Source organism: Mesonia ostreae (assembly GCF_031845265.1).
GTDB lineage: Bacteria > Bacteroidota > Bacteroidia > Flavobacteriales > Flavobacteriaceae > Mesonia > Mesonia ostreae.
On sequence record NZ_JAVRBG010000002.1, the window covers coordinates 320,604 to 340,692 of the forward strand.

The following is a 20,089-nucleotide window of genomic DNA, read 5'->3' on the forward strand; positions in this document are numbered from 1 at the left end:
AACCTTCTTCCGAAAATCACTCAGCTACCAAATTTCATTTTCAAATTAACACATTGCCACATTTTCAAATCATCACCTCACCACCTCAACTCATTTTTGCAAATAAATCCCACATCACCACGCCCGCGCTTACCGAAATGTTTAAAGAATGTTTGCTCCCGTATTGCGGAATTTCAATCACTTGGTCGCTCATAGATACGATACTTTGCTGAACACCTTTTACTTCATTCCCAAAAACAATAGCGTAAGTTGTGTCTTTTTGAGGTGTAAAATCTTGTAACATCATAGCATCTTCGGCTTGTTCTATGCTTAAAATTTTAACTCCGTTTTCTTGCAGACTTTTGATGACGTCTTCGGTTTTTTCGTGGTGTTCCCAAATTACGGTATCTGTCGCACCTAAAGCCGTTTTTTGAATGTCTTTATGAGGCGGAGTTGCAGTTATTCCGCAGAGAAAAATTTTTTCGATTAAAAAAGCGTCGGCTGTTCTAAAGACAGAACCTATATTATTAAGACTTCTAATATTGTCTAACACCACGATAATGGGTGTTTTTTTGGCTTCCTTAAAACCTTCAATAGATTTTCTGTCGAGTTCGCTATTTTTTAATTTCCTGTTTTTCATAGCTGCAAAAGTAAAATTATTTTTGGCATCGAAGGAGAGGTACTTGGAAGAACTTCTAGCGTTTATTTTGCGTTAGGGATTGCAGCGGTTACCCTGCAGGGAGCGATAGCGAACCGAAGCGTAAAAGCGAAAAGCCCGGCCGCAGGCAACGCCCAAATCAAAAACGATGAAGCCTTATACCAAATTAGTTTTGAAATGTCGTGAATAAAGCGAAGTTGCTTTTTCGTTAAATGACGCTGCGATTGGTTTGTATAGCATTAGCTATGGAGACTATGAGCAAGAAAATATAACGGAAAATGAACGAGTTTTAATGCGATATTACACAGCTATTTTGGTATTATTTATTCTTAAGAGTTATTTTTTAACTCCTCAGTAAAAAACGTATTTTTACTGTTCGAATAAAAAAGATAGATTTTGACTGCAAAAAAAGCTCCCAAGGTGACTCCGTTAATGAAACAGTACAATGGCATTAAGACCAAGTATCCCGATGCGTTGTTGCTCTTTAGGGTGGGCGATTTTTACGAAACTTTTGGAGAAGATGCCATCAAGGCAGCGAAGATTTTAAACATTATACTCACCAATAGAAATAATGGCGGAGAGAAGCTAGAATTGGCTGGTTTTCCGTATCATTCTTTAAATACGTACTTGCCTAAATTGGTGAAAGCGGGGCAGAGAGTGGCGATATGCGATCAATTGGAAGATCCTAAGCAGACTAAGAAAATTGTAAAACGTGGCGTAACCGAGCTGGTAACGCCAGGAGTTTCTTTAAACGATGAGGTACTGCACAGCAAAAGCAATAATTTTTTGGCAGCCGTGCAGTTTGGGAAGAAATTGTACGGAATTTCATTTTTAGATGTTTCTACAGGAGAGTTTTTAACAGCTCAAGGCGATGCAGAACATTTAGATAAATTGCTACAAAACTTTATGCCGAGTGAAGTTTTGATTCCGAAGAAATATAGGAAAGACTTTACGGAATTGTGGGGAGAAAATTTTCATACTTTTTACTTGGAAGATTGGGTTTTTCAACCCGATTATGCCCAAGAAACGCTTACCAATCATTTTGAAACCAAGAATCTTAAAGGTTTTGGCGTAGAGCGTTTACCAGAAGGGATTATCGCATCTGGTGCGGTTTTACATTACCTAGCCGAAACTCAGCATAAAAAACTACAGCATATCTCTTCTTTGTCGCGAATTGCGGAAGAGGAATATGTGTGGATGGATCGATTTACAATCAGGAATCTAGAGCTTTACCAAGGAAATGCACAGCAAGCGGTCACGTTGTTAGATGTGATAGACAAGACACTTTCTGCGATGGGCGGACGCTTATTAAAACGTTGGTTGGCGCTTCCGTTAAAGAATAAAGAAAAGATTGAAGCCAGACACGCTGTGGTAAAGTATTTTATAAAACATCCGAAGCAGCGAAAAGAAATTCAGGAACATATTAATAAAATAGGCGATTTAGAACGCTTAATTTCTAAAGTAGCTACCCAAAAAATCAGTCCGCGGGAAGTGGTGCAGCTCAAAAAATCTTTGGATGCTATTATTCCTATTAAAAAGTTATCTGCATCGAGTGAAGCGGAGGCTTTGCAAGTGATTTCAGAAAATTTACACGCGTGTGATTTACTTCGGAAAAAAATAGAGGAATCTTTGCAAGAAGAAGCTCCAGTAAATATAAATAAAGGAAATGCGATTGCTGCTGGTTTTTCTGAAGAGTTGGATGAACTCCGTCAACTAGCATTTTCGGGGAAAGATTATCTAGATAAAATGCTGGCGCGAGAAGTAGAAGCCACCGGAATTACAAGTTTAAAAATAGCCAGCAATAACGTTTTTGGGTACTATATAGAAGTGCGAAATTCTCATAAAGACAAGGTGCCAGAGGAATGGGTGAGAAAACAAACCTTAGTGAATGCAGAGCGTTACATTACGGAAGAGTTAAAAGAATATGAAGCCAAAATATTGGGTGCCGAAGAGAAAATTTTTGCTTTAGAGCAAGAGATTTTTCATAAGTTGGTGCTTTGGATGGCAGATTATATAGAGGTGATTCAAAAAAATGCCTCTTTAGTGGCGCGTTTAGATTGCTTGCAGAGTTTTGCGCAATTAGCTTTAGAAGAAAATTATAACGAGCCTTTTATTAATTTAGGACACGATCTGCATATTGAAGAAGGAAGACATCCCGTGATTGAAAAGCAATTGCCAGCGGGAGAGTTGTACGTTTCCAATAACTTAAGTTTAGACCGTGAAGAGCAACAAATTATTATGATTACCGGTCCCAATATGAGTGGTAAGTCGGCTATTTTAAGACAAACAGCTTTGATTGTGTTATTGGCGCAAATGGGAAGCTTTGTACCTGCAAAAGCCGCTGAAATTGGTTTGGTAGATAAAATTTTTACTAGAGTGGGAGCAAGTGATAATATCTCTTTAGGAGAATCTACGTTTATGGTAGAAATGAATGAGACGGCGAATATTTTGAATAACCTCTCTGAACGAAGTCTTATTTTATTAGATGAAATTGGACGCGGAACGAGTACCTATGACGGAATTTCTATCGCTTGGGCGATTAGTGAATACTTACACGAGCATCCTTCTAGAGCAAAAACTTTATTTGCGACGCATTACCACGAATTGAATGAAATGACTCAGAGTTTTTCGCGAATTAAGAATTACAACGTCTCTGTAAAAGAGTTAAAAGACAATGTGTTGTTTCTTCGAAAACTTACTCCAGGCGGCAGCGAGCATAGTTTCGGAATCCATGTAGCTAAAATGGCAGGAATGCCACAGCAGGTATTGCATAGAGCTCATAAAATTTTAAAAAAATTAGAAAAGTCACACGGAGAAGATGCGCTGAGCAATCAGATGAAAAGTGCTACGGAAAAAGAACCTCAACTTAGTTTTTTTAAGTTGGATGATCCATTGTTGGAAGAAATAAAAGAAGATATATTACATATTGATATTGATACACTTACGCCAGTGGAAGCTTTGATGAAATTAAATGAAATTAAAAGAATGTTAGCAGGGAAGCAGTTTAAGGAAGAAAAAAAATAAATTTTCTTATGATTTTGTTTTGCTAAACTAAAAAAAGGATTAAATTTGCCACCGCAATCACGGTTGCACGTTCATTATCAGATTACGCGAAAATAGCTCAGCTGGTAGAGCGCCACCTTGCCAAGGTGGAGGTCGCGGGTTCGAATCCCGTTTTTCGCTCAGAGTCTACTAGTTATTTATATTATTGTAAAAACATATTAGCTCGGGTGGTGGAATTGGTAGACACGTTGGACTTAAAATCCAATGAACATTAGTTCGTACGGGTTCAAGTCCCGTCCCGAGTACAAAAACCCTCTTAATCATTTGATTTTGAGGGTTTTTTTGGCAATTAACTATTTAATTTTTCTCCCTTTAATAATGCACAGAATAAAAATTTAATTTTTTAAATAGAGAGAGATAGGAAACACTAAATAATTTCCTATGAATGTCTATCATTTTTTATAATCATTTTTCTAGTAATTGGGCTTTCTATGGTGGAGGTATTCTTTCTTCAATAGAATGCAATGCACATATTGAATAATCGTTAAGCCACTTGGTCTCTAAAGTATCTGTTTACGGGAATACTTAATACTGATTACCTTGCCGAATTTTATTTTCATGCATTTCTAAATATTTTATTATTTGGATGTAATAATTTTCTCGTAAATTTGTTAATTAATTGTTAATACATTATTGTGGATAACAGTTATCTTTCTCATTCCATTATTAAAATAGAGAAAGTTAGCATTGCATATAAAATGAAGCAAAAACAGATCAGTTTTATAAAACCATATTTACGCCCATTATTTTTCCTAAGTTTTTTCAACCTCTTTCTCATTTCTTGTTCGAACGATGACCTTCCGAACGCTGAACTTCCGAAAGAAACTATAACTTTAGACGGTATAATAACGTGGGAGGCTATTACAGATGCTATAAATGCAGCTAACAAAGTAATAATTAATGGAGATGCTCCTAATTTACAGAAGCCTTTACTCATTCCCTCAAATAAAAAAATCGAAGTTAATGGATTGCTTAAAATTCAAAACGGGTTCATTGACGCGGTAATCGAAGATGTGGCTATTAGCGATACAAGCATTACTGTAGAGAATGCAAAAACAAAATATTTTGCAGGACAGCAGATTGTTATTTCTGATGATAACCAACCTACACAGGGTGGAGGTACAGGACAAACAAGAAGGATGGGAACAGCGATAACCATTACTTCTGTTACTGAGAATATAATCAGTTTTGCAGAGCCAATTAACGAAACGTACACTATGGCAGCCAATGCTAAAGTAGGGCATTGCAAATCCGTAATTTTAGTTGAAAACGCCGGAAATGTATCTATAACAGGAACGGGAATTGTTGACCAGAATAAGGAAAACCAATTCGATGTAGAACCGCTATACATTAATCGAGTAGGTGAAGACGTGCGGTATGGATGTGGTGTCACAGTAAACGGTTCTTATAATGTGTTTGTAGGGAAAGGTCTCACATCCAGAAATGCAGTTTTACATTGTGTTCAGTTTCATGAAAGCTATGATTTCGATATAGATACTCTGACGGCAGATGGGGCGCACGACAAGGGGTTATTGCTTCACGATGTTGATAACTTCAGAGTTACGAATGTAAGGGCGTTAAATTCTGATTGGGAAGATGGGGTTTATCTGCATAATGATGCAACCAATGGATTCATTGATGAAATTTATACTGAAAACTGTTCTCGTCATGGCTTCGGAATTGGAAAGAATTCTTCCAATATCACGGTAAACAATGTGATTGCGAAAGACTGTGGTAGGGCAGGGCAGTTTTTTCTAAGTTCTAATATAACTATTAAATCCTTTATGGCTATTGGAGGTGGCAAGGACAGATATTTACAAGAAAACAGACCGATGTTTGTTATCATGGGCTTGACCAATAGCGAATTTATCATTGAAGTTTCAGAGAATACACTTGCTGCAAATGGTATCTCAGTAATTGGGGGTTCTAAAAATTTAAAAATAAAAGCCAAAGTCAAAGGTTTAATAAATTCTGAAGCGAGCGGTAATGGGATTGTTTTTGGACGTGCGAGTGGTATGTATCCGAAAAACATAACTCTCTTAAACTCTTCAATAACAGAGAATAAAACAGGGGTAATAATCGAGGATGGTTGCGAAAACATTAAAGCTATAGACAGTGATATTACAGGAAATACAACTAATGTAATAAATAACGCAGGAGAACAATGGAACTGCTCCTAATATTTGACTAACAAATTACCTTGGCGGAAAAGTAAATTTTTACTTATTTTTTCATCCCAATAATCTTTTCTTTGGTTAGATCTAACACAGTTCTCAATATTCTTTTAAGGTCATATTTAAGATCAATAGCGTCCTAAGCGTTTTTGGGGATAATTTGTAAGAACCTATTATAATTGGGTTTCGATAGCTTTTTATAATGATTGAAATTCTTTTTAGTAGTACGGTTTCTTCGGCCTATCGAAAATTTATCGTAAAACCCGCCTGAATGACTAGTCGGGCAGGTTTGAAGTGGAAATTCCGTAATCCCGAAGCTTCGGGATAGGCTGTCCGCCCGGATCGGCATAGACTGGTTTGAGCCAATAACACATTACTGATTTAAGATATAGAACTTGTATCTTGTAGTAATTATCTTTTTCTGGATACATTATTATCAAATACAGATTATCTAGTTTAATATCGTATTTTTTTTCTATTATACATCCATATAAGCTCTGTTGTAAATTCTCTTAAACTATTTTCTTTATAAATAATGTCCTATTCTTAGGAAAGCCTACATATGCATTTCTTCCAATATTGGCACTTATCTTTTATTTTCTTTCGCCCATTGTCGCTATGTTTTCTAAAACGAAATTTATATATCGTCTTTTATAGAAATCTGAATCTCTGAATTATAATCGACGTTAGGTTTAAAGTGAAAAGCCCAATGAAAGAAGGTAGGCAACGAGAATACCCAATGGGAAAATGAAAATAGGAGCAACTCCAGCAAAGTAGATTCCACCTATCCTAAAATCTTTTTGATTTACTAAATTCGTGCTGTATGCAATTGCATTTGGAGGTGTAGATACTGGCAAAAACAAAGCACAACTTGCACTTAGAGCAATAATTAGAGGTACGGAAACCTGATATATTCCTGGCAGACCCAAAGTGATTGGAATCAAAATAGCTGCAGCGGCGGTATTTGACATTACGTTGCTCATTCCCAAAGTGAGATACCCAAATATAATGGCAAGCAATAAGAGCGGGAAATTAAAACTCTTAAGCATAACAATAAACTTATGAGCCAATCCTACATCTACAATAGCAAGTCCCAATGCGAGACCTCCAGCTACCAGCATTAGTGTATCCCAAGGAAGTCCACGTACTTGATCTGCCGAAATAATACTAGTGAGCGTAAGGACAACAATTGGTACAGCCGATGTAGCGGCCAAGGGAATTCCGTGAAGCGACTCGGTGCTCCAGAGAAGAACTGTAAAAAATAAGGTTATAATAACAATCCACTTCTCTTTCACCGGCACCAAATGTTCAGGCTCTTCATCTAAAAACGACAAATCGAGATCGACAACGTTGGTAATATTCTTGGAGGAGAGGTATTTCCAAAACGACCAAACCAAAAATAAGGCAAGTGGAACTCCAAATACCATCCAAGTAAGGAATGTAATTTTAACACCAATGGTTTCCAAAGCACCTACAACGATTGCATTGGGGGTGCTGCCAATGATGGTTCCAATCCCACCCACAGAAGCAGCGGCTGGTATTCCAATGAGCAAGGAACGTGTGAATGGATTTTCTTTGCCCAGCTTAGATACGAGAGGCATTATACTTCCAATCATCATGGCTGCGGTAGCCGTATTTGACATAAACATGCTCGCCACGGCAGTCATCATCATCAAACCGTAGAGTAGTCTTTTTGGTTTCGTTCCAAACCTGCGTACGGTAAAGCGAAATAGTGTTCGGTCAAGTTCGACTCGCTTCATGCCCTCGGCGAGGAAAAACCCACCCAGCAATAGCCAAATCACATCGCTGGTCCAAGCACCCACATAATCGTCTATTGGCATGGGAGTTTCTAAAAAATAATCGGATCCAAGGGTAAAGACTAAATAGCCAATAATAAAAATTCCTACGGCAAAAGGTGGTATTGCTTCTGTAATCCAAAGACCTAAAGCGAGAACAGTCAAAAAAAGCACACAGTCCATTGCAGGAGTGAAACCTTCAAACGGAATAAAATAAGTTACCAAAAATGCGATGACCACATTTCCTAAAAAAGTAGAGGTATTAAATAGTCTGCCTAATGTCTTATCGCGGTAATATTTAAATGAAGATCTTCTGGAATCGTTGCTTCCCATGTATTCAATTTTTTAAACTATTAAAGGCTTAAAATTGGATGTCAAATAAGTATGATGCAATTACTACACATTCATAAAACCACAAAAGTACTATAAATTACAAACGAAACACTTACATCAAAATTTATCTCATTTTTAAATTATTACTAACGTGATTGTATAAGAAGAGTAGGGCTGAAAATTGACAGTTACTATTGGGATGAAACACAAGCCGATTTTCTTATTATCTTTTTTTCTTAATAAGCCCACCCAAGGACTACTGCTACCAATTTAAAAAATAAAAAGTCGCAGTAAATTTAAAAATTTGGTGGACTTGAAAAAGTGACTGAAAGATTGGGTTGAGCAATTGGTTATCTATGAGCTTCATAGGTTATTGTTCCACTATTTTATTCCGTCTTTATCTTATAGTTACCCAATTTAAGAAAAGCACAAATTAATAACCACATAATTGCTGCGGAATAATCTTTAGCCTTGTAAAAGCAATGAGCAATATTATTTCTTAAGTTCATTCCATCTGAAGTAAAGAGAAATTTAAACAAGGCAATATCATCTTCTGGCACTAAATTTTTCAGCTTCTCGTTGTCTAGCCACTTTTCAAAAGAAATTCTTTCTTGAGTTCCGTTTTCTTTAATGTCAATTGTTTGTGCTCCAATATTTCTTGAAAATTCTCTCAAAATACCTTCAAAATTTAAAACTAAAGAGTCGATTGACAATATGTAACCAGAATAACTATTTGTATTGGTCTTTATGTCAATTTGTGATTGCATAAAGTAACTATCCAGTGCAGGTAATAAAACTTGAAGCCAATTATATGTTTCTAATTCTCCCGCAGGATTTCTCGTTGAAGACTCAATTCCATACCAAGTATTGTTTTTTAAAAACTTCCTTAATGATTGATAACTAATCTTGTTATTCTTTAAACCTTTGGAAAAAACCAACCACAAATGGCGCAAAGCAAAATTTTGTAATTGAATATGATAAGGATTAAAACTACTTTTCTTGTTACTACTAACATTCTTGTTAATATCAAAACTCATTGTACTAACTAAATCCATCATAACAGAATTTATCTTTTCATCTAGTACTTTAGCTTTCGGAAAAATTTGGTCAGACACCATCAAGTATTAGTATATTGTATTACTTTCTTCCTTTTCAATAAGTTCTGTTGTAAAATTGTCTAATGTTTCATACCATTTTTGTAGTTCGGGACTAGAATGTTCTGATTTAATCGATTTGAAATTTAAGTTGTTTTTTGCCTTTTCTATTAGAACAGTTACATCTTCAATTTTATTTTTATTCCCCGCTTTTTGATATTGCTTAAGTGCTTTTATCTAAAAATTGTGAACTACAAAACTTTCTTTATGGTTTGCGGAATCACTTAGATGATAGTCTCCAAGTCGATTTAGGTATTTTTTTTCGGATTTACCTAATTTAATAGATAATTCAATCAACAATTGAAGATATTGTTTTTCTAAATCAGGATATGATTTATTGTCAATCACACTTTTTGAATAATCCAAAAATTATTTAAAAAATTGTTTGTCAATTTTTCTACCTTCATTGGTTATAAAATCCATTAGAGAGAATTTTTGAAAACCACTAATATTTTTCTTTTTAAGGTTCCCTATTAAGAATTGGATAGATTCGTCAATCTGAAAATTTATAGATTGATTTAATAAAAACATATTCTCAAACATTTCAGAAAACCCTCTTTGAGAAAGATTATCATTTTTAGGAAGTGTCGTTGTTTTTAAAAATTTAAAATAATTACCTATTGCTAATTTCCTGTAATCTATATGCTTATATGAACTTTCCCAAAGTAAATGATTATATTTTGCTAAATGTTTCGAGCTTACAGAATCAGTAGAATTTGCCCTTATTTTGATATAGTCAAAATCTTCAAACAATGATTTTGATGAATAACTATTCTCATTGTTCGAGCACAACGGAATGTAAATACCTTTTCTAAAATTGAAATCTAAATAGTAAATTTCGAAGCTACATTTTTTCATTTCTTCCTCAGTTTCAATATCATCTGATAAAGATTTTAAGTGACTTGAAAGACCGAAATTATTGTCTTTTTCGATGTAGTCGTAATATTCATTTAAAGTTTTAAACATTCTTAAAATCGTGTTTTTTTTTCAGCTTACACACAACTACTTACATCACCTCAAACATACATTTTTAATGTTAAAATTTTTTAAGAAATAACTTTTTTTCTGAATAGAAATCTTTTTCAAACTTTAACACCTAACACCTACTTATAATCTAAATCATTTTTTAAATTTGGATATTTTCCGCATCATTGGAAATAATCCTATTTATGAAAGAGAAGTCTATAATACATCTAGATCTGGATACTTTTTTTGTTTCCGTAGAGCGTTTGATTAATTCAGAACTTCGTGATCGACCCGTGCTTGTTGGTGGACTCGGAGATCGCGGAGTAGTTGCAGCTTGCAGTTATGAAACTAGAAAACACGGCATACATAGCGGCATGTCGATGAAAGTGGCTAGAAATCTTTGTCCAGAGGCTACTGTGATTAAAGGAAATGCTTCCACTTATACCAAATACTCTCACTTGATTACAGATATTATTAAAAGCGAAGTTCCTTCCTTTGAAAAAGCCAGTGTAGATGAATTCTATGCAGATCTTACAGGAATGGATCGGTTTTTTGGAATCTACAGCTTTGCTAAAGAATTAAGAAAGAAGATCATCAACGAAAGTGGTTTGCCCATTTCCTTCGGACTTTCACAAAATAAAGTGGTTTCTAAAATAGCGACGGGAGAAGCCAAACCCAATAATGAAATACGTATCGCGATGGGAGACGAGAAATCTTTTCTAGCTCCTTTATCAGTAAATAAAATTCCTATGGTAGGAAATAAAACCTATCAAAAACTCATCAGCTTAGGAGTACAGAATATTAAAACCATCCAAGAAATGCCTTTAGAAATGATAGAAAGTGTTCTTGGCAAAAACGGAAAAACCATCTGGATGAGAGCACAAGGCATTGATCATTCGCCTATTACTCCTTTCTATGAGCGCAAATCTATTTCTATGGAGCGTACGTTTAATAATGACACCATAGATATGACTAGATTAAAAGCCACGTTACAGGCTATGGCAGAAAGTTTAGCCTATCAATTGCGCAACGCTAACAAACTCGCTTCGACTTTAACAGTGAAAATACGCTATTCAGACTATCAGACTTATACTAAACAAGTCAAAATTCCTTATACCAGCGCAGATCATATTTTGAGTCCCAAAGCCATAGAGCTTTTTGAAAACCTCTATCAAAGAAGAATATTAATCCGTTTAATTGGCTTAAAATTTTCGGGAATTGTAGGGGGAAATTATCAAATCAATCTCTTTGACGATTCAGAAAAAATGCTTCAACTCTACCAATCTTTAGATCATATTAAAAATAGGTTTGGAGAACGTAGCGTTCTTAGAGCATCTACGCTTGGCACGCGCAGCATTGGAGGAACACAAAATCCTTTTAATGGGGAACCTCCCATTGTTTTGGCTCACCGTAAACAATAAATAGATGTATCTTAATTGTCATACGTGGTATTCTATGCGCTACGGAATCTTTTCTGAAAAGCAATTGTGCGAACTGGCAAAACAAAATGCGGTTGATGCGCTTGCGGTAACCGATATTAATAGTACGACGGCTTGCCTAAGTTTTATAAAGATGGCAAAGCATTATGGGTTAAAAGCCCTTGTCGGAATTGATTTTAGAAACGAGCATCAACAAGTTTATGTAGGGATTGCCAAGAACAATGAAGGTTATTTAAGACTGAATAATTTTTTATCGTATCACTTAAAAGAAAAAATACCTTTTCCTGAAAAGGCGCCCAGTTTTGAAGATTGCTATTTTATTTATCCTTTTAAACCTGAAAAAAAATGGCATCTATCCCAATTGACAGAAAATGAATTTATAGGAGTTTCTTTTAAAAGCTTTCAGCAAGCGAAATTCAAGGATTTTTCAACTATAGAATCAAAATTAATTGCGCTCAATAGTTTAAGCTTTCGGAATAAAAAGGATTACAACACCCACCGACTTTTAAGAGCCATCGACAACAATACGCTTCTTAGTAAACTTCCGCAAAGCCAATGTGGTTTTCCTGAGGATAAAATGCATTCCTTAGAGGAAAGCTTAACACTTTTTGAACATCATCCTGATTTACTTAAAAATACAAAAAAACTAATCGATTCTTGCCATGTAGATTTTGAGTTTGAACAAAAAGTGAATCGGAATTTGCAAGTTTTTGGCAAGTCAAAAGAAGAAGATGAAAGCACGCTAAAAGAATTATGCTATGCCAATTTAGAAAAACGTTACGTGGAGCCATCTTCTAAAGTTTTGGAACGTGTAAAAAAGGAATTAGACGCGATTATTAGCTTGGGTTTTGTTTCATACTTTTTGATTAACTATGATATTATTCAGTATGCCAAGTCTAAGAAATACTCTTTTATAGGCAGGGGGAGTGGTGCTAATTCTGCCGTGGCTTATATTTTGGGAATCACTAATGTAGATCCCGTAGAACTAGATTTATATTTTGAACGTTTTATTAATAGTAGCCGGAGTTCTCCTCCAGATTTCGATTTGGATTTCTCTTGGAAAGATCGCGAAGATATCACGCAGTATATTTTTGAGCGTCACGCCAATACTGCTTTAATGGGAACTTATGTTACCTTTAAACATAAGGCGGTAGTACGAGAATTAGGGAAGGTTTTTGGCTTGCCCAAAGAAAATATGAATAGATTGGCTTCTGGATATTTTCAATGGGAGCAATTGGACGATTTAGAAAAATTGGTGCTTAAATATGGAAGTTACATTCAGGGGTTTCCCAATTATACCAGTGTACATTCTGGCGGAATTTTGATACTCGATCAACCTGTTCATCAATATGCGGCCACTTTTTTTCCGCCGAAAGGCTTTCCCACCATTCAGATTGATATGAATATTGCAGAAGATGTGGGCATACATAAGTTTGATATTCTAGCTCAACGTGGATTGTCTAAAATTACCGATGCAATTCAGCTTATTAAAGAAAATCAGCCAACAGCTCAGATAAAAGATATAGAAGATGTACAGCAGTTTAAAACCGATCCTAAAATCAATACGCTTTTAGCAAAGGGAGACTGTATGGGCGTTTTTTATATTGAATCTCCCGCTATGCGCGGATTATTAACCAAACTGCAAACCGATAATTACTTAAATCTTGTTGCGGCCAGTTCTATTATTCGTCCGGGAGTTTCTAGCGCAGGAATGAAAGAAGAGTACATAAAGCGTCACCGTTATCCAGAAAAAAGAAAGGAGGCTCACCCCGTATTGTACGAGATTATGCCCGACACCTACGGCGTTATGGTTTACCAAGAAGATGTGATGAAAGTGGCGCATCATTTTGCAGGATTAGATTTAGATGATGCCGATGTATTGCGGAGGGGAATGAGCGGAAAGAAAACTTCTAAAGGACAAATGCAAAAAATAGAAGCCAAGTTTAGGGATAATTGTAAAGCTAAAGGCTATGATAAAGCTTTGGTGGAAGAAATTTGGGTGCAGATATCTTCTTTTGCAGGTTATGCATTTCCTAAAGGGCATTCTGCTTCTTATGCGGTAGAAAGTTACCAGAGTTTGTATTTAAAATGTTATTTTCCGTTGGAGTTTATGGTAGCAGCCATCAATAATGGCGGCGGTTTTTACGCTATAGAAACCTACTTGCAAGAAATTAAAAATTGTGGCGGTTTCTTACACTTACCTTCTGTGAATAAAAGCGATTATCCTGTACTAATTGATGGCAAAGAAGTGTATTTGGGACTGGGCTATCTTAAAGAATTGGAGATTAAAACGGTTCGGTTAATTTTAGAGAATCGGGCTTTTTATGGAGTTTATACTTCTTTAGAAAATTTTATTGATCGGCTTAAAATTTCTGTAGAGCAAATTGCGATTCTTATTAAAGCATCGGCGTTCCGTTTCACCCAAAAAGATAAACATCAATTGCTTTGGGAGGCTCATTTTTTACTTCAGAAATCAAAAAACACCAATTCACAGCCCAAACTCTTTAGTAAGAAAGAGAAGAAATTCACTTTGCCTTCATTTTCGCAAAATTTCATCACCGAATATTATGACCAGTTGCAAGTCTTGGGACTTTCTCTTATAAATCCTTTTTTACTGCTGAAAGAAAAAGTAACATCTTCCGTTCGCGTAAATGAATTAAAAAACTATCAAGGCAAGCAAGTAACACTTTATGGCTATTTGATTACCGCAAAACGAACGCGAACAAGTAAGGGAGAGTCTATGCTTTTTGGTACGTTTTACAGTGAAGATTTCGAGGTTTTTGATACGGTTCACTTTCCAAAAGTAGCTTCGCATTTTCCTATACGTTCTAAAGGAATTTATAAGTGTACAGGGAGAATAGCGGTAGAGTTTGATTATGTTGCGCTAATTGTAGATTCTATTTATAAGATGGAAGTGCTGAGCAATCCTAGATTTGTTTCGAAATATTGAGAAAAGCACAAAATTTTGAGGGTTTACTTATGTTGTGGTGTCGCAGATCGCACAATTGGAAGGTCCAGTTAACTTGCCATTTTCACCAATTTCATATTTGCAACATTCGTTAAATCTCTTTTTTAGAATGCTTTTTGCTCTCCTAATTCTTGCTTTTACATTTTCAAGACTAATGTTTATCTGTTCTGCAATTTCTTTCTGTTTTTTTCCTTCGATATAAGCCAATTCAATTACCTCTTTATAAATGTGTGGTAATTCATTTATAAATTTATCAAAACAGCAAAAGTGTTCTAGTTCTTGCGAGCTAACTTCTTTATTAATCGAGAGTTTCTCTACATAAACAGATTCTTTACGGAAGTAATCTGCTATTTCATTTCTAGCAATCTGAAAAACCCACGCTCTTGCTTTTTCTTCCGCTTTAAGCTGAGGTAAATTTTTATGTATTTTTAAAAATGTGTTTTGAAAAATATCATTGGTAATGGCTTTATTCTTCACTTTTTTTAGGATGAAGAAATACAATTCTTCATTAAAATTATTCCAGATGTTTTGAGTTTCCATAGTCAAAAATAAATAAAGCTTAGTTTTTAAACTAAGCTTCGTAAAATTTAACAGCAATCACATTTGTTGCATTCGCATTTCTCACAAGGACAATTGCTTGTTGCGCAATTTTTGCAGTTGCAATTTGGACAGTCACAATCTGTACATTTACACGTATTCATAATTTTATATTTTAGGGTTCATTAAGTAGACTGGGAAATCTCTAAAAAGATACAATTTATTTGTCTTTTCTGAATAGATAAAAAGAATTGAAAATCTTTGTTTCAAAGAACAGGTTTTAGAAGCATTTGTTCTATTTCAGATAGATCTAAAAATAATTTTGATAAAGAAGTTTCTAATCAGCAAATGGCATCACTTTAAAAATGATGTAAATAGTTACAGCAGTGGGTTGCTAATAAAAAATAGGTGAATAGTTGAAAAAAACCAAGAAGCAAAAAAGAAAATGAATAATAACAATTAGCGAATATCAAAAGGGAGAGAGAAATGAAAAGGCTCGCTTTTATACATTAAACATAGTTAGGAGAATTTCTTTTCTAAGTGGTTTTTCTATAAAATCTTTCACAAGACGGCTATCTTTTGCGCGGTTAATGTCTTTTGGGTCTATGGAAGAAGAGAGAATGTAAATTTCATATTGTTCTTTTATAGAAGTATCAAAAAGATTAAATTCTTCGAGATACTCCCACGCAGAGAGGCTTGGCATATTGATGTCTAGAAAAAGCACTATTTTTTCGTTAGGTTGGCTATGGTTGGATTGAGATTTCATAAACTCCAAACTGTCTTCAGGAATACTAAAAATATGAATAAGCACATCGTCAAATGCTTTGGTTAATATCATTCTGGTAAGAATATTATTTAGCGCATCATCGTCAACAATGATAAAATGTTTTTGTGATTTTGTCATTTTATTTTTTATTTAAGTTTCAAACACGATTGTAAATTCAGTTCCTTTATTGAGTTCACTATCTATTGTTATTTTTCCGCCGAGCGATTCGACTTGAGTTTTCACCATGAATAACCCCATACCTTTTCCTTCTACATTGGAATGAAACCGACTGTAGAGACCAAAAATCTTATCGCCTTTAGTTTTCATATCCAGTCCTAAACCTTTGTCTTTAAAGGTAAGGATTATTTTTTCATTTTCTTTTCTACTTTTTATTTGAATGATTGGTGCTTCATTTGGCTTGGCATATTTAATACTATTGCTTATAAGGTTATAGAAAATACTGTACATATAACTTTTGAGCGAAAAGATTTTATTTACTTCAGCAAAGTTGGTGGTAATGTTTACCCGATGCTTCTCAATGAGATTGCCCACACTTATAAGGATACTATCTACCAATTCAGAAAAAAATATCATTTCCTTTTTTTCATGAACCTCACCTTTATTTTGTAAAATACTATTAATATCTTTGATGACTGTATCTAGTTCATTTACAGATGCTGAGAGCCCTTGCATAGATGCTTCTCGTTCTTGTGGAGTGAGTATTTCATTCTTTAAAATTTCAGCAAAACCAATAATATTGGCTGTAGGAGCGCGAAGATTGTGAGATACGATATAAGAGAATTGTTCTAAATCACTATTACGCTGAACAATATCAGAAATCATTTTAGTACGTTCAATCTCTGCTTTCTTTCGTTCTGTAATATCTTGGGAACTACCGTAAATTTTACTACATTCTCCATTAACAAACTCTGCTTCACCAATTGTTCGCATCCATTTAATATTCCCTTCAAAAGAGATAAATTGTAACTCTTCATCCCAAGGGATTCCATCATCTATGCATTGCTTTGCCAATGCAGATATACTATTCTTCGTTTCTTCATCAGTAAAAATTTTTATTCCATCGGAGAGCTCTGGTACAAAATCAGGGCTAGCATCCAGAATTTCTTTAGTAATGTCAGACCAATACACTCCGTCTTTATGTAGGTCAATTTCCCAGCTTCCAATTCTCGCCAGTTTATTCGATTTTTCTAAAAGATTTTCTAAATGTTTCTTTTCGGTAATATCAGAAACCATTCCTAAGGATCCTTTAAACCTACCGTGGTCATCAAAAATAGGATTGGCAGAGACTTTAGTAAGAACATGTTTCCCGCTTTTAGATACAAACGTGTATTCAAGACTTTCAGTTATATTTTTGCTTCTTCCTTCTCTTGCCATCAGAGTTTCATTCTTACCATTTTCTCCCATAAAGTGGTAGTTTTCTTTACCCAGCATTTCTGCTTCGGTATATTCGAGCATATCGCATATTTTCTTATTTACAAAAGTGGTTCTACCATTTTCATCGAGCAACCAAATTCCTTCTTGGGCGGTTTCTACAATTTTTCTATATTTCGTCTCACTTGCTACAATTGCTTTTCTCGATTCTATTTGCTCTGTAACGTCGTTAATGAAAAAGAAAACCCCTTCTATTTCTCCTTTAATGTTTCTATATGCTTGGTAAACGCAGTTTATATATACATTAGTCAATTTTCCCTTCCCTTCTTTATCTATTTTAACTAACTTCTCCCTATTAGTATGTGATTCATCAGTGCGATATACATTATCTAATATATCAATAAATCCTTGGTCAATTACTTCTGGAAGTACTTCTTCAACCGTTTTTCCAATAATATCTTTTTTGCCTATCATTTGCAAATACAGCGGATTAGTCATTTCAAAAATATGATGAATACCTTTTAACACGCCAACTGCAGATGGAGCTTTTAAAAACATATTATAAAATTGATCTCTTTCATTTTCTGTAGCTCTATCCGCTATTTTTCTCTCGGTTATATCTTTCGCTAAACAAAAAAATAAGTCGGATTTTTTATCCCATTTAACCGACCATAATAGAGGTACTATTTTTCCATTTTTATGAACATATCGATTTTCAAAAGCAGGCATTTGGTTATTGCTCTTAAAAATTTGGGAAGTAGCTTTGGTAATTTCAGTATCTTCGGCATAAACGAGATTCATAAATTTTGTACCTTTAAGCTCTTCTGGAGTATATCCCCAAATTTGTTTTGATGCAGCGCTAACATTTACAAACTCTCCATCCTTATTCACCGTACAAATAACATCTAGAGAAGAATCAAGTATTTTATGATATTCAAAAAGTGTCTTTTTTAATTCTGCTGAAGTTTCTTTGAGCTTGTTTTGAGCAATCTTGGTTTCAGTAATCTCTTGATGAGAGATCACAACTTTAGAATCATCTTCTCCAAATTTAGTGACCGAAAGATGAAACCATCGTTTTCGTAAAGGAGAATGGCAAGGATATTCCATTTCAAAGAAGTGCTTTTCTTTTTTAAAAATAGACTGAATGCCAGTTAAAGCAACTGCTGCATCGCTATCTCCCTTATTTGCTGCATTTTCGCAAACGCTAAAGTAATTATTTCCAGTAGCGACTCGCTCTAAAGAGGTAACGCCATTCTCGATAGCAAAATTATTCCAGGCAGTATTTGTGGCGATGAGGTTGCCATTTTTATCTATGACAGCAATATGTGCTTTAATAGAAGAAAGTACACCCGTATTCATTTCTTGAGTTTCATGCAATTCTAGCTCTGCTCTATGTTTATTTATGGCGTTTAAAACTGCCTGTGGTAGCCTAAGCATACGATCTTTGAGGATGTAATCTTCTGCGCCAGCTTTTAGAGCTTCTACTGCAAATTCTTCCGTTATAGTTGCTGAAACCAATAAAATAGGAACTTTTATTTCTTTTTGTTTCACTATCTCTATTGCTGCCATAGAATCGAAAGAAGGAACTCTATGTTCTGCTAAGATAATATCTGGAACAAACTCTTCGAGAGCTTTTTTAAATGCAGACTTATTATCAACTACCCTGGTTTTAAATGGAAAACTGCCTCTCTGAAGTTCATTTTATACTAGTTGAGCATCTTCAGGAGTGTCTTCGAGATGTAATATTTTTAATTCTGTAGTCAATTCTATGCGTTTTTTAGTCGTTTGATAAGAGGTTGATGATGTGACAACCCATAATGGTTAAGTTTGATAACATTTTTTAGAGCTCAATTGAACTCCAAGGGTTTTGCAATGTAGCTATTGAAATTATGCGAAGAAGTAAACTATTTTAAAGAAAATGATTTACGTTAATCTTCAAGAGTATTTCAACCTTACTTGGACAAAAAAAATGCCCATATTCCCAATTATAAGGAATAAGACAATGGATAAATCTTACTTTGCAAGTCTCTTACCTAGTGAAATTTGCATCATATTTATAATTCTATAGGAGAATGACAGTAATTTTTTCGCATTTCCTATTTTACATTTTTTATAAGTTTTTTACTTTTAAATCAAAAATCTGTCTTGGCGCAAAAGCATTCTGTTAATTCTCTCAATTTCTATTTAAGTGCTTGCTTTTTTACAGCATACGTATCAAACTCAATTCTGATTTAAAATTATAAGCCTAAATATAGGAAGTAGCTTAGAGAAAAACAACCTTCTTTTTTAGTGAAGCATCAACTGTTATGCTTCGGAAGTAATTTGAAGTGGATTTTAAATTTAAAATAAACTCACATTTTGGCTGTTTATTTTTTTTGATTGTTTGCTATCTTATTCTCTTTTTTTAGGATATTGCAGCGAAGTATTTTAGTTCAATTTAAAATTCAGCAGGAATAAAATTTTAAGTATGGCATTTATTTGGGAAGCCATTTTTGTTTATACTATAGCTATTTAAGTATTTAAAGTGTTTAGCTTAAATATGCTATGGAGAATTGGATGCGCTCAAAACGAGTATTTTTTAAATTCTAGGAGTATATACTACTTCTTGTTTTTAAGATTAACACGCAAACTTGACTTCAAGATAGTACGTACTAAAAGTGCATTTGTTTAGAATATAATTAATTTTTCTTGCGCGTTTGTTTTCATTTCTTCGGAAGAGATCTGGTGCGCTTACTTGTGTTTACACTTTCATTATTTAGTAAAGCAGAAACCTCTGTTTAATTATAAGCTAGATTCAAGTAATAAACGCAACTTTTGAGTTAAACAAAAGTTTTTCCATCATTTCTAATGGTGTATCAAAATTA

At 34.5% G+C, this 20,089-nt stretch carries 11 protein-coding genes, 2 tRNA genes and 1 pseudogene; 6 read left to right on the top strand and 8 right to left on the bottom strand.

The features are described from left to right. Positions 1-85: 85 nt before the first annotated feature. Positions 86-619: an RNA methyltransferase gene (locus tag RLT85_RS03490; protein ID WP_311400656.1), complete on the bottom strand. Its 534-nt coding sequence runs from the start codon at positions 617-619 to the stop codon at positions 86-88. Positions 620-1,069: 450 nt separating this feature from the next. Between RLT85_RS03490 and mutS the strand changes: the two genes are divergently transcribed. The 4 genes from mutS (at position 1,070) to RLT85_RS03510 (ending at position 5,880) form a co-directional block, all read left to right on the top strand. Next, positions 1,070-3,661: a DNA mismatch repair protein MutS gene (gene mutS / locus RLT85_RS03495; RefSeq protein ID WP_311400673.1), complete on the top strand. Its 2,592-nt coding sequence runs from the start codon at positions 1,070-1,072 to the stop codon at positions 3,659-3,661. A gap of 86 nt (positions 3,662-3,747) precedes the next feature. Beyond that, a tRNA-Gly gene (locus RLT85_RS03500) sits at positions 3,748-3,820 on the top strand. Between the two features lie 41 nt (positions 3,821-3,861). Continuing rightward, positions 3,862-3,945: transfer RNA gene (locus RLT85_RS03505), tRNA-Leu, on the top strand. 390 nt (positions 3,946-4,335) lie between these two features. Then, positions 4,336-5,880: a hypothetical protein gene (locus RLT85_RS03510; protein ID WP_311400657.1), complete on the top strand. Its 1,545-nt coding sequence runs from the start codon at positions 4,336-4,338 to the stop codon at positions 5,878-5,880. 686 nt (positions 5,881-6,566) lie between these two features. Here the strand turns inward: RLT85_RS03510 and RLT85_RS03515 are convergent. The 3 genes from RLT85_RS03515 to RLT85_RS03525 form a co-directional block, all read right to left on the bottom strand. Further along, positions 6,567-8,003: an SLC13 family permease gene (locus tag RLT85_RS03515; RefSeq protein ID WP_311400658.1), complete on the bottom strand. Its 1,437-nt coding sequence runs from the start codon at positions 8,001-8,003 to the stop codon at positions 6,567-6,569. 386 nt (positions 8,004-8,389) lie between these two features. Next, entirely contained in the window at positions 8,390-9,121 is a 732-nt protein-coding gene (locus tag RLT85_RS03520; protein ID WP_311400659.1) for a DUF4209 domain-containing protein, read from the bottom strand. A gap of 405 nt (positions 9,122-9,526) precedes the next feature. Beyond that, positions 9,527-10,123: a hypothetical protein gene (locus RLT85_RS03525; protein WP_311400660.1), complete on the bottom strand. Its 597-nt coding sequence runs from the start codon at positions 10,121-10,123 to the stop codon at positions 9,527-9,529. Positions 10,124-10,326: 203 nt separating this feature from the next. On the opposite strand from RLT85_RS03525, the gene dinB reads away from it, so the two are divergent. After that, on the top strand, positions 10,327-11,544 hold the full coding sequence (dinB, locus tag RLT85_RS03530) for a DNA polymerase IV (protein WP_311400661.1): 1,218 nt from the start codon (positions 10,327-10,329) through the stop codon (positions 11,542-11,544). A gap of 4 nt (positions 11,545-11,548) precedes the next feature. Continuing rightward, positions 11,549-14,512 carry a DNA polymerase III subunit alpha gene (locus tag RLT85_RS03535; protein ID WP_311400662.1) on the top strand — a complete coding sequence of 988 codons (2,964 nt, stop codon included), beginning with the start codon at positions 11,549-11,551 and terminating at the stop codon, positions 14,510-14,512. A gap of 27 nt (positions 14,513-14,539) precedes the next feature. Here RLT85_RS03535 and RLT85_RS03540 read toward each other — a convergent pair whose 3' ends face one another. The 4 genes and pseudogenes from RLT85_RS03540 to RLT85_RS03555 all read right to left on the bottom strand — a co-directional run. Then, positions 14,540-15,070: a sigma-70 family RNA polymerase sigma factor gene (locus RLT85_RS03540; RefSeq protein WP_311400663.1), complete on the bottom strand. Its 531-nt coding sequence runs from the start codon at positions 15,068-15,070 to the stop codon at positions 14,540-14,542. 499 nt (positions 15,071-15,569) lie between these two features. After that, the gene (locus tag RLT85_RS03545; RefSeq protein ID WP_311400664.1) at positions 15,570-15,971 is read right to left on the bottom strand and encodes a response regulator; all 402 of its coding nucleotides are present in this window, start codon (positions 15,969-15,971) and stop codon (positions 15,570-15,572) included. A gap of 12 nt (positions 15,972-15,983) precedes the next feature. Further along, on the bottom strand, positions 15,984-18,662 hold the full coding sequence (locus tag RLT85_RS03550) for a PAS domain S-box protein (RefSeq protein WP_311400674.1): 2,679 nt from the start codon (positions 18,660-18,662) through the stop codon (positions 15,984-15,986). 15 nt (positions 18,663-18,677) lie between these two features. After that, positions 18,678-18,884 (bottom strand): annotated as a pseudogene (locus tag RLT85_RS03555) (response regulator); the annotation flags it as partial. Between the last annotated feature and the right edge of the window lie 1,205 nt (positions 18,885-20,089).